We start from the raw sequence: 11519 nt of genomic DNA on the forward strand, positions 1-11519 counted from the left end.
GTGAAAAATTACGATCTTATTATAGTAGGAGGTGGTCCTATAGGCTTAGCCTGTGGTATTGCAGCTACAAAAGCCGGACTTGATTATGTTATTTTAGAAAAAGGAGTTCTCGTTAATTCGTTATACAATTTCCCAGAGAATATGACTTTTTTCTCTACCTCAAATTTATTAGAAATAGGGGATGTGCCTTTTGTTGCGCATAATGATAAACCTACACGTAAGGAAGCTTTAGAATATTATCGAAGAGTATATGACAGCTGGAAACTAAAGGTGCAGCTTTATACACCGGTAATGAGTATGAATAAATCTGATGACGGGTATATTTTAGAGACTCCTAAAGGTGAATTTTCTACAAAATCTGTAATTGTATCAACTGGATTTTATGATACACCGCGCAAATTGAATATCCCCGGAGAAGATCTGCCAAAGGTTAGACACTTTTATGATAGTCCGCACCCCTACGTCAATCAAAAAGTACTCGTTGTAGGTGCAGCTAATTCTGCTTGTGATGTAGCTTTAGAAACTTTTTATAAGGGAGCTGAGGTAACGATGGCAATACGCAGTAATGAAATCTATCCAAAAACCAAATACTGGATAAAGCCAAATATAGAAAACCGAATTAAGGAAGGTTCTATTAAAGCCTATTTTGAAACTTCAGTTAAAGAAATTAAATCTCAAAGTGTTATCCTTAATACTCCCGATGGAGAAATTGAGATCGAAAATGATTTTGTTTTGGCGATGATAGGTTATACTCCAGATTACAGTCTGTTTTCTCGATTAGGACTTCCAGTGGATGAAACTAATTTAAAGAAACCCATACACGATCCAGAAACGCTGGAGACGCCTCTTCAAAATGTATATGTTGCTGGGGTTATCAACAGCGGTTTAAATACCAGTAAATTATTTATAGAGAACACCAGAGTACATGCTGATATGATTATAACGCACCTAAAAAAAGAACTTAGTCAGTTAGCGTAAATGGTTAATGTTTTCATAAAGGTCTATTCTTGAAAAAACCTCTTTGTGCATCTCGGTCGTATGTGTAGTGTAACTAAAAAAATTACACATATGAAAAAGATGAACTCAATTACAAAAGTTTTTATGATTGCTTTTATGGCTGTAGGAGCTTTAGCCACTGCTCAAGAAACTAAAATGGTAGGTGGTGCAGAAATGTATCCTACAAAGAATATTGTTGAAAATGCAGTTAATTCTAAAGATCACACTACGTTAGTTGCTGCAGTTACTGCTGCAGAATTAGTAGAAACCCTACAGAGTGAAGGTCCTTTTACGGTATTAGCTCCAGTTAATGATGCGTTTAATAAGTTACCTGAAGGTACTGTTGAAACACTTTTAAAGCCTGAAAATAAAACTGCTCTTCAAGGCGTATTAACCTATCACGTAATTGCAGGTAAGCATACTGCTGAAGATATCATGAAAGATATTGAAGCTGGGAATGGTACTGCAGAATGGACTACAGTTAATGGTCAATTATTAACGGGTATGGTTGCTGATGGAAAAGTGAAAATTAAAGATCAAGCTGGGAATGTTGCAACTGTAACAATCGCTGATGTTAATCAATCAAATGGTGTTATTCACGTAATTGACACGGTTCTACTTCCAAAGATGTAAGAACGTCCATATATAAAATAAAAAAGCGACCAGAAATGGTCGCTTTTTTTATGAAGTATTTTGGAGATTCAGATTATGAAACTGCCTTTTTAATGCGAGACATTGCCTCAATAATTTGTTCTTTGCTTGCAGCATAAGATATACGTATGCAGTTAGGATTACCAAAAGCCTCTCCTGTAACCGTAGCAACGTTAGCTTCCTCTAATAAGAAAAGCGCGAAGTCTGAAGCATTTTTAATTTCAGTACCATTAAGAGTCTTGCCTAAATAATAGGATACATTTGGAAAAACATAAAACGCACCTTCAGGTTCATTACATTCAAAACCGGGAATATCGCTTAATAAACCGAGAATCAATTTTCTACGTTCTTTAAACTCATCAACCATAAATTGAATTTTGCTAACTGGAGCTTCTAATGCAGTGATCACAGCACGTTGAGCGATACAGTTTGCACCACTGGTTACCTGACCTTGTATTTTATTACAAGCTCTTGCGATATAAGAAGGAGCTCCAATGTAACCTATTCTCCAGCCTGTCATAGCAAATGCTTTTGCAACACCGTTTACTGTAACTGTGCGATCAAACATATCCTCAAACTGCGCCATACTTGCGTGATCACCTACATAGTTAATGTGCTCATAGATCTCGTCACTTACAACTATAATTTCGGGATATTTTTGAAGCACGTCTGCAAGAGCGCGTAATTCTGCTTCACTATAAATAGATCCACTTGGATTACACGGCGAGCTATACCAAAGCATTTTTGTCTTAGGAGTTATAGCTGCCTCTAATTGCTCTGGAGTCATTTTAAAATCGGTATCCAAAGAAGTTTGCACTTCAACAGGAACACCTTCCGCAAGTTGTATAATGTCTGCATAACTTACCCAATAAGGACAAGGTAATATAACTTCGTCTCCAGGGTTTAGGCAAACCTGTGCAATATTATAAAGAGATTGTTTGGCTCCGGTAGAAACAACTATTTGTGTACGATCGTAAATAAGATTGTTATCACGTTTAAATTTTGTGATAATAGCATCTTTTAATTCAACATAGCCATCTACTGGAGAATAGCTGTTGTAATTGTCGTTTACGGCTTGTATCGCAGCATCTTTAATAAAATCTGGTGTATTAAAGTCTGGCTCACCAAGGCTTAAACCTATAATGTCTTTGCCTTCAGCTTTAAGCTCACGAGCTTTTGCCGCCATTGCAAGAGTAGCAGAAGTTGCCAGGTTGTTTATACGATCAGAGAGTTGATTGGTAGTTGTTTCCATTAAATAACTTATGATTTAGGCTGATTGTAGAGCGGGTTGCATACCCATCTCTTTTAAATATTTGAAATGAGCAATTATTGCTTTACGTGTGGTTTTGTACTCGTTATAAGGCAAGTTAAATTCCTTAGCCGTTTCTCTAACTATTTTAGAGATGTTAGTGTAATGAATATGACTAATGTGAGGGAAAATATGGTGTTCGACCTGGTGATTAAGGCCTCCCGTAAACCAGTTTACGATTCTATTTTTAGTAGAAAAATTAACCGTCGTAAATAACTGGTGAATAGCCCACGTATTTTTCATTGTACCTGAGTGGTCTGGTAGCGGCATATCTGCCTCATCAATCACGTGTGCAAGTTGAAAAACCATACTTAAGATCACACCAGCAGTATAATGCATTACAAAAAATCCTATAAGCACTTTCCACCAAGCTATGTCTAAAATTAATAGTGGTAGAACTATCCAGATACTAACATAGATGATTTTTGTAATAACTAGTTTTGTCCATTCTACTTTTGGATTCGGAAACTCACCGTAAGAAAGTTTACGTTTTAGATATCGCTTCATTTGAAGAAAATCTGTGGTTATGGCCCAGTTAAAGGTCAACAAACCATATAGCAGAATAGAATAATAATGCTGAAAACGGTGGTGTTTGTACCACGGTGAATGTTTTGAGAAACGAAGTATTCTACCCGCTTCGAGATCTTCATCGTGACCGTGTATATTTGTATACGTGTGGTGCAACACATTATGTTGAACCTGCCAGTTGTAAACATTACCTGCCAGTATATAAATACTGCCTCCCATTATTTTATTAACCCATTTTTTCTTAGAAAATGAACCGTGATTACCGTCATGCATCACGTTCATTCCCACGCCAGCCATACCTATACCCATCACGATAGTAAGTAGCAATTGAGACCAACCTGGTAAATCCAGAGTTAATAATAAAAAATAAGGCGCTAGAAATATTGAAAACATAACTGCAGTTTTTATAAATAACTTCCAGTTACCGGTGCGTTCTACATTATTTTCTTTGAAATAGCTATTTACGCGTTTGTTCAAGGTTCTAAAAAAATTAGCTGAATCTACGCGTGAAAACTTAATTGTCTTTTGATTTGTCATATACTTTCTGCTTAATATAAAAGCGCTTAAAAAGCACTTTACAACGCAACCTCAAAAATAAGATTTATATCTTTTTAAGGCATATTAATACCGTAATTTAACGCTGTAAAACCTAATTTTGTTGCGATAAAAGTTGATTATGATTCTAATAGACAAATATTTTACAGATCTTGATGAAAATCAGATCCTTCAGTTTAAAAAATTAAATGAATTGTATCAGGATTGGAACCTGAAAATCAATGTAGTTTCTCGCAAAGATATTGATGAAATTTACCTTAGACATGTCTTGCATTCTCTAGGTATTGCTAAAATTCAAAAGTTTAATCCGGGTGCTTCGATTTTAGATGTAGGTACCGGTGGTGGATTTCCTGGGATTCCATTAGCTATATTATTTCCTGAAACACAATTTCATCTAGTAGATAGTATAGGAAAGAAAATTAAGGTTGTAGAAGAGGTAAGTGAGGGTTTAGGTCTTAAAAATGTGAAGATCACAAATGATCGTGTTGAGAATGTAGATGGTCAATATGATTTTATTGTAAGTAGAGCAGTAGCTCAAATGGAAACATTTGTTCATTGGGTAAAGGGTAAAATTGCCAAGAAAAGTGAGCACGAACTGAAAAACGGGATCTTATATTTAAAAGGAGGAGACCTTTCTGAAGAATTAAAGCTATATACGACAGCTAAAGTATATGATCTAAAGGATTATTTTGAAGAAGATTTCTTCGACACAAAAAAAGTAGTCCATCTACCACTTAAGTTTAAAGGATAATAAAAAAAGCGACTATAATAAGTCGCTTTTTTTTATTTAGGTACGTAGCATATTGTAATAAGTTGTATTGCAACGACTACCAAATCTTCTTAAAAGATCTTGAGCTTTTTCTATTAAAGTTGTTTTCTGATCAGATTGAATTTCTAAAAGTGTGTACTCTAGATCTCTTAATTTTTCTTCGATCGTCTCAGGATCTTTAACTAAATATAACTTTTCTTTTTTTCGAGTGATTTTACGTTTACTCTTCTTTTTTGAAACATCAATTACCGAGTAATTTACCTTCAAAACATACATTTTGTTTTCTTCTGTCGTCATAGTCCTAATATTTTGATTGGTAAAGATAAAAAATAGCTTTCAATTAACCTTAAATTTATGTTCAGTTAACATTTAGGTAACATTCAGAATATGTTTAATAAAAAAGCTGCTAGAAATTCTAGCAGCTTTTAGAAGTAATTAAACCTGTATTATTCTCCTAAAAATGGATATCTATAGTCCACTGGAGTCACAAAAGTTTCCTTAATAAGTCTAGGAGATGCCCATCGCAATAAGTTAAGTGCACTTCCTGCTTTGTCATTGGTTCCAGAAGCTCGAGCACCACCAAAAGGTTGTTGTCCTACAACTGCACCCGTACATTTATCGTTAATGTAAAAATTACCTGCTGCATTTTGAAGTGCATCTGTAGCTTCGGTGATCGCATAGCGATCTGTTGCTAGTACAGCACCAGTCAATGCGTACTCACTCGTACCGTCAACCAATTTTAAAGTTTCTGACCACTTTTCATCTTCATATACATAAATGGTAACAACAGGTCCAAAAAGTTCTGTTTCCATAGTGGTGTATTTAGGATCTGTAGTTAAGATAACCGTAGGTTCTACAAAGTAGCCCTTTGACTTGTCGTAGTTACCTCCAGCAATTATCTCTGCATTTTCATCAGATTTTGCTTGATCGATATATTTTGCGAGTTTATCAAAAGAGGCTTCGTGAATAACTGCAGTGATAAAGTTGCTCATATCTTCTGGGGATCCCATTTTAAAAGACTTGATGTCTGCAAGAAGAGAATCTTTAACCTCGGGCCAGATAGATTTAGCTACATAAATACGGCTTGCCGCACTACATTTTTGTCCTTGAAACTCAAAAGCTCCACGTGCAATTGCAGTAGAAACTTGTTGTGGGTTTGCAGTATGATGCGCAACAATAAAATCTTTACCTCCAGTCTCACCCACGATACGCGGATACGTTTTATAGTTGTGGATATTAGCACCTATTTTTGCCCAAATATCTTTAAAAACGTGAGTAGAACCTGTAAAATGTATTCCTGCAAAATCTGGACTAGCTAAAACAGTGTCTGTAATCATTACAGGATCTCCCATTACCATATTAATTACACCTGCGGGAACTCCTGCTTCTTCAAAAACATCCATTATAACTTTAGCCGAGTAAACTTGGCTATCACTAGGTTTCCATACTACTACATTACCCATTAATGCAGCTGAAGCTGGTAAATTACCGGCAATTGCTGTAAAATTAAATGGAGTAATTGCATAAACAAATCCTTCTAACGGGCGATACTCTACACGGTTCCAGGCTGCAGAAGATGATTCTGGCTGTTCTGCATAAATTTCACTCATATACTGAACGTTAAATCGCAAGAAGTCTATGAGCTCGCAAGCAGCATCAATTTCGGCTTGAAAGATATTTTTTGACTGTGCAAGCATAGTTGCAGCATTAATTTTTGATCTGTAAGGACCTTGTATAAGCTCTGCAGCTTTTAAAAATATTGCAGCGCGATGCTCCCAAGGCATTTTAGACCATTTTTTGCGAGCTTCTAAAGCAGTGGAAATGGCAGAATCAATATGAGATTTTTCAGCAAGATGATATTCTCCTAATGTATGCTGGTGATCGTGTGGAGGAGACATCGGTTTTGTATTACCGGTTTCTATTTTTTCTCCATTGATATAAATAGGAACATTTATTTTGCTATTGTATAACTCTTTATAAGAATTAAGAACTTCTTCGCGTTCTGGAGATCCCGGTGCGTATGATTTTACCGGTTCATTTATGGCTACTGGTACTTCAAAAAATCCTTTTGACATGCTTAAATATTTTATTCGAATTCAATTTTTTAGGATTGAAAGATACAAAATATTAGAGGGATGCCCTATGCCGTTTTACGTGCTAATTTTAGTAAAATAGGACTATAAATTCTAAGTGAGTAAACTCAATTAATTAAGTGTATGAATTGCATTGAGATTAAATGAGGGTATCTCGACTTTAAATTGTTCTGAAGTAGCAAAATTTATCATTATATAATAGCCTCGCATTGAACCGAAAGGAGATTTTAATAAACACCCTGATGAATACGTATGAGTTTCTCCGGTTTTTAGAACTGGTTTCTTGCCAATGACACCTTCACCTACAACCCGTTCGGGATTGTTAAGGGCATCAAAAATAAACCAAGATCTGCTTAAGAGTTGTACTGTGTCTCTGCTATTATTTGTAATCGATATTTGATAACCATATGCATAATAGGTTTCATTATTTTTCATAAATGAACCTTCAAAATGAGTGTCTACAGAAACTCGGATGCCTTTTGTGATTTGTTCTACCATCGTCTTAGTAGGTTGCGGCAGTTATAATAAGAAATAAAATGCCTGTAAATGATGTGAGAACTAAAAATACAATATTTAAAAATAAAAATTTTAAAAGTGTCTTAATATGTCCTTCAGTATAGAAATTTTTAAGAGCTATGTAAAAATATATTGGCGCAACAATCATAAATAAAATGGTTGCTACAACAGCATTACCTATTAAGCTATCTGGTATTAATGCTAATAAAAGAACCAAAAATAGAAAGGTAAAAACGTGAAATATAAAAATCACATGTTCTATATATGTGCGTTTTCTATGAATAACAAAGATTTTTCTTATAAGACCTAGTATCGATAGAATGATGGGGCCGATATATGGGATGAGAAAAATTTTTCTAAGGGTTTTGCTATCGGTATTTAGTAGGGTAGATTTTGCTGTTTTATACGATTCCCTTTTAAAGTATATGAGCATAAAAAATAATGCAAATATAGGAGTGAAGAAGAATAGAAATAGCGGAATCTTTTTAGATAAATACGACGCAAATAGAAGCGGCTCTTCTAATATACGATTGTATGTTGTGCTGCGGTCGTAGAGCCATAGATTAATACGACTTTTATCGTACGCCAAACTATCAAGTGCTTGTGGAGCATTTTTGATATCTGTGCTCGTGGCAAAATCTTTAAAGAGCGCTAGTTTGTTTTTTGTTCTACTATAGAAGGTGTTTTGATTAATTTTTTCTTCAGGTAAATAAGAGAAGGGTGTTTTTATAGAGTCGGTTTTATTGATCTCTTTATAGTTTTCTCGGTAGTATTTAATTGAATCTAGCGGTATTTTTGAGTCTTCTGTGGTAAATTCTGAAAATACTTCCTGAAAACCCTCCAGTTCTGTAGATGATTTCTTTGGTAATACAAAATCTAAAAATCCACTCAATAAAAAGTAAATTATACTGATGCTTAAGTAAAACCGAAATGGATTGGCATAAGTGAGTCGCTTGCCATTTACATAACGCAGTGTGATTTTACCCGGTTTAAATAATATATCCTTAAGCGTGTAATAAATACGCGAATCGTAATTTATAAGACTTACAATAAACTCATTAAAATAGTTACCTAAAGAAAGTTTTTTAGTCGAATTAATTTGTCCGCAATACGGACAATATTTATGAGTTATTTTAAGTGTTCGCTCACAGTTTAAGCAGATATTAGATCTGTGCTGGAGCTTATTTTGTGAAGAAACGGATGGTTTTAATTTCAAGTTTTAAATATAAACTGAATTTTTATATTTAGTTGCGGCGCACATTAGAAATTGAAGTCGATAGTGCGTTGCCAGTACCTATTAATTCATCAAAACGAGCACCAGGCGCCCTATAATAAATAAGTACGGTGTACTCATTTTCAGTTTGCCAGAAATCTCCACTTATTGGATTGTGATTTAACTTAATTCCATCTTTTGCTACAACATATCGATAATTATAATAACCTTGTTTTAGTAGAAGTGGCAACTCGTACAATTGAGTTTCTTCATTGTAAATCATTTTTGTAGATTCTTCAAGCGTATAATTATTAAAATTTCCGTAGACATAAATGGATTCTCCTGCGGGGCGTTTAGGATGTTGAAGACTAAAATGAATCCAAGCATACTCGGCGTTTACTTTGGGGTCTGCGCCTTGTAATGTGCGTATGGCAAAGTTTCCGTTTAAATCTGGATTATATGTATAAGTAGTTTCTGCTCTTGTACTATTTCCGTAGAGATAATTATGGTAGAGATCTAAGAGTTCTACAAATTGAATCCTATTTGTCGCAGCCCTAATGTCTTTGTTATCAAAGTCAAAAAACTCATTGCCGGCGTAAAAGGACGTTTCCTCATCGTAGCGGTATTGCAATTGATTTCCTAAACTGTATTGAGGTTTTATATTAGAGATGCTCGTATTTAAATTGTTATTCTGAAGAATGAGTGTATTGATAGTTCGATCGGGATTAACAATAATGTTCTCACCAAGATCTACTGTGATGGCTATCGCTTGTTTATTTTCTATAAATTCAAGATCTCTCGTTCTTAAAACTTCTACGCCTACTGAAACTAGGGGGTTGTAGATCATAAATTTTCTTGAAAATACAATCTCATCTTCTTCATTATAAATTTCCAAAAGGTAATTGCCGCTCTTTAATAATGCGGTGGTATTGCTATTGGGAATTTGCAACTCATAATGAGTATATAGTTGAAGTGTACTTACCGAATTTGTGTAATTGAAAATACGCACGTCATCAATGCCTCTTAAATATTCGGTCTTAACCAGCACTGAAGGCGTCCAGTCATAATTATGATGCGTGATTCTATAATAGTAATTAGCTTCATCACCTATTATATCATCAAAACTCAAATTTAAGGGTTGGCCCAGTTGAATTAGCGGTAATTGACTTTGAGCTGTATTACCATAAAACTGTACAGATTTTATGTAGGGCGGAGCAGGAACTTCTTGAGCTTTTTGACTATGAATTGTACAGAATGAAAATAAGGCAATTAGTAACGAAAACGTTTTCATACGTGCAAGGTGAAATTATATGTCAAATGTAGCGAATTATATTGCTTATTTGTAAACAATCTCAATAAGGGGTAAATATGCATCTTGTAAGCCTTTGTCACGTAAAGTTTAAGAAATACGCATTAATAATAAATATTTTTAACCTGTACTTTGTGTTATGAGCATGTAAAATTTGTAAATTCGCACTCCTCAATTCCAGCATATAATGGGTTGAGTTTAACAAGAACTTTAACATATACTTCCTATGTCAAAAGACATTAAGATCAAAAGGGGTCTTGATATTAAGTTAGTGGGTGAGGCTGAGCATATTATCTCAGATGCGCCCCGGTCAAGAACCTATGTGATCAAGCCTTCAGATTTTCATCTTGTAACTCCTAAGATGCTTTTTAAAGAAGGAGCTACTATTAAAGCAGGAGAACCGCTTTTCTACGCAAAGAAAGACCCTAGTATCAAATTTGTTTCTCCCGTAAGTGGAATTCTTAGAGAGATTAAACGCGGTGCAAAACGAGTTATTGTAAGTATTGTAATTGAAGCAGATGGTAGAGATGCTACGGTAGAATTTCCTATGCTTGATGTGAATACTGCAGATGCAGCAACTATTAAGGAGCGTATTTTAGAATCTGGTCTGTGGCCATTTATTAAGCAACGTCCATATGATGTTATTGCTAGTACTAAAACAGAACCATCTGCAATTTATATCTCGGGTCATAATAGTGCACCTCTAGCGCCAGACTACAATTTTATTCTTCAGGGTAAAGAAGCTGCTTTACAGGCGGGTATTACTGCGTTAAGTAAATTAACTTCGGGTAGAATTCATTTAGGAGTAGCGCAAGTTGCAAATTCTGTTTTCTCTAAGTTGAGTAACGTTGAAATGCATACAGTTGCCGGTCCACATCCTAGTGGAAATGTAGGTACACTTATTAATAAAGTGTCTCCTATTAATAAAGGAGAAACTGTGTGGACAATTACTCCAGAAAATTTAGCAATAATAGGGGAGTTGTTTGTTACAGGTAAATTCAATTCTGAGCGTATCATATCAGTTTCTGGATCACGTGTTAAAGCGCCAAAATATTATAGAACTAAGATAGGAGCTGAGGTTTCAACATTTGCTTATTCAGCAGGAATCGAGGGTGATAATGTGCGTGTGATATCTGGTAATGTTCTTACTGGAAATCAAGTTTCTGCAGAAGGTCACTTAGGATATTATCATAATGAATTTGTAGCCATTCCTGAAGGAAATGATTATGAATTTTTTGGCTGGAATAAACCAGTTTTTAATAAAATTTCTTCATCAAGAGCGTTAACCTTCTCTTGGTTATTTCCAAATAAAAAGTACGATTTAGATACAAATACAAATGGTGAGCACAGAGCATTTGTGGTAACCGGAAACTACGAGGAAGTTTTTCCTCTAGATATTTATCCACTTCAATTACTTAAGGCTTGTATGGTTCAAGATCTTGATGCAATGGAAGCTTTGGGTATGTATGAGGTTGCTCCAGAAGATTTTGCGTTGACCGAGTTTGTATGTGTTTCAAAACAACCACACCAAGCAATCATTCGTAAAGGACTTGACTTAATGCACGAAGAAATAGGATAAG

The 11519-nt window shown here is 35.0% G+C and carries 11 protein-coding genes; 4 read left to right on the plus strand and 7 right to left on the minus strand.

Features of this window, described 5'->3' with window-relative positions:
• Entirely contained in the window at positions 1-978 is a 978-nt protein-coding gene (locus tag ABVM53_RS11090; protein WP_405326047.1) for a YpdA family putative bacillithiol disulfide reductase, read from the plus strand.
• A 123-nt stretch (positions 979-1101) separates the two neighbouring features.
• Positions 1102-1629 carry a fasciclin domain-containing protein gene (locus ABVM53_RS11095; RefSeq protein WP_405330863.1) on the plus strand — a complete coding sequence of 176 codons (528 nt, stop codon included), beginning with the start codon at positions 1102-1104 and terminating at the stop codon, positions 1627-1629.
• Positions 1630-1702: 73 nt separating this feature from the next.
• Here ABVM53_RS11095 and ABVM53_RS11100 read toward each other — a convergent pair whose 3' ends face one another.
• Both ABVM53_RS11100 and ABVM53_RS11105 read right to left on the minus strand, forming a co-directional pair.
• On the minus strand, positions 1703-2899 hold the full coding sequence (locus tag ABVM53_RS11100) for a pyridoxal phosphate-dependent aminotransferase (RefSeq protein ID WP_405326049.1): 1197 nt from the start codon (positions 2897-2899) through the stop codon (positions 1703-1705).
• A 15-nt stretch (positions 2900-2914) separates the two neighbouring features.
• Positions 2915-4021, minus strand: coding sequence for a fatty acid desaturase (locus ABVM53_RS11105; RefSeq protein WP_371455966.1), 1107 nt, complete (start codon positions 4019-4021; stop codon positions 2915-2917).
• 139 nt (positions 4022-4160) lie between these two features.
• Here ABVM53_RS11105 and rsmG point away from each other — a divergent pair, with 139 nt between their 5' ends.
• The gene (gene rsmG / locus ABVM53_RS11110; protein WP_405326052.1) at positions 4161-4790 is read left to right on the plus strand and encodes a 16S rRNA (guanine(527)-N(7))-methyltransferase RsmG; all 630 of its coding nucleotides are present in this window, start codon (positions 4161-4163) and stop codon (positions 4788-4790) included.
• 36 nt (positions 4791-4826) lie between these two features.
• Here the strand turns inward: rsmG and ABVM53_RS11115 are convergent, their stop codons facing one another.
• From ABVM53_RS11115 to ABVM53_RS11135, 5 genes are all read right to left on the minus strand, one after another.
• Positions 4827-5105: a hypothetical protein gene (locus ABVM53_RS11115; RefSeq protein WP_128758838.1), complete on the minus strand. Its 279-nt coding sequence runs from the start codon at positions 5103-5105 to the stop codon at positions 4827-4829.
• Between the two features lie 149 nt (positions 5106-5254).
• Positions 5255-6883, minus strand: a complete 1629-nt coding sequence (gene pruA, locus ABVM53_RS11120; RefSeq protein ID WP_405326055.1) for an L-glutamate gamma-semialdehyde dehydrogenase — start codon at positions 6881-6883, stop codon at positions 5255-5257.
• Between the two features lie 129 nt (positions 6884-7012).
• Positions 7013-7399 (minus strand): Co2+/Mg2+ efflux protein ApaG, encoded by a 387-nt coding sequence (gene apaG / locus ABVM53_RS11125; RefSeq protein WP_128758836.1) that lies wholly within the window; start codon positions 7397-7399, stop codon positions 7013-7015.
• 4 nt (positions 7400-7403) lie between these two features.
• Positions 7404-8633 (minus strand): DUF3667 domain-containing protein, encoded by a 1230-nt coding sequence (locus ABVM53_RS11130; protein WP_405326057.1) that lies wholly within the window; start codon positions 8631-8633, stop codon positions 7404-7406.
• Positions 8634-8661: 28 nt separating this feature from the next.
• Complete coding sequence (locus ABVM53_RS11135; protein ID WP_405326059.1) at positions 8662-9921, minus strand: DUF5103 domain-containing protein; 1260 nt, start codon at positions 9919-9921, stop codon at positions 8662-8664.
• Positions 9922-10165: 244 nt separating this feature from the next.
• On the opposite strand from ABVM53_RS11135, the gene ABVM53_RS11140 reads away from it, so the two are divergent.
• Complete coding sequence (locus tag ABVM53_RS11140; RefSeq protein WP_405326061.1) at positions 10166-11518, plus strand: Na(+)-translocating NADH-quinone reductase subunit A; 1353 nt, start codon at positions 10166-10168, stop codon at positions 11516-11518.
• The last annotated feature ends 1 nt before the right edge of the window (position 11519 follow it).

Origin of the sequence: Leeuwenhoekiella sp. LLG6367-2.1, from assembly GCF_045055775.1 — a bacterium.
GTDB lineage: Bacteria > Bacteroidota > Bacteroidia > Flavobacteriales > Flavobacteriaceae > Leeuwenhoekiella > Leeuwenhoekiella aequorea.

Bases quoted from the DNA above. Each gene is read 5' to 3' on its own strand.
- ABVM53_RS11095 (WP_405330863.1), top strand. From the start codon at position 1,102: ATGATTGCTTTTATGGCTGTAGGAGCTTTAGCCACTGCTCAAGAAACT.
- ABVM53_RS11100 (WP_405326049.1), bottom strand. From the start codon at position 2,899: ATGGAAACAACTACCAATCAACTCTCTGATCGTATAAACAACCTGGCA.
- ABVM53_RS11105 (WP_371455966.1), bottom strand. From the start codon at position 4,021: ATGACAAATCAAAAGACAATTAAGTTTTCACGCGTAGATTCAGCTAAT.
- rsmG (WP_405326052.1), top strand. From the start codon at position 4,161: ATGATTCTAATAGACAAATATTTTACAGATCTTGATGAAAATCAGATC.
- ABVM53_RS11115 (WP_128758838.1), bottom strand. From the start codon at position 5,105: ATGACGACAGAAGAAAACAAAATGTATGTTTTGAAGGTAAATTACTCG.
- pruA (WP_405326055.1), bottom strand. From the start codon at position 6,883: ATGTCAAAAGGATTTTTTGAAGTACCAGTAGCCATAAATGAACCGGTA.
- apaG (WP_128758836.1), bottom strand. From the start codon at position 7,399: ATGGTAGAACAAATCACAAAAGGCATCCGAGTTTCTGTAGACACTCAT.
- ABVM53_RS11135 (WP_405326059.1), bottom strand. From the start codon at position 9,921: ATGAAAACGTTTTCGTTACTAATTGCCTTATTTTCATTCTGTACAATT.
- ABVM53_RS11140 (WP_405326061.1), top strand. From the start codon at position 10,166: ATGTCAAAAGACATTAAGATCAAAAGGGGTCTTGATATTAAGTTAGTG.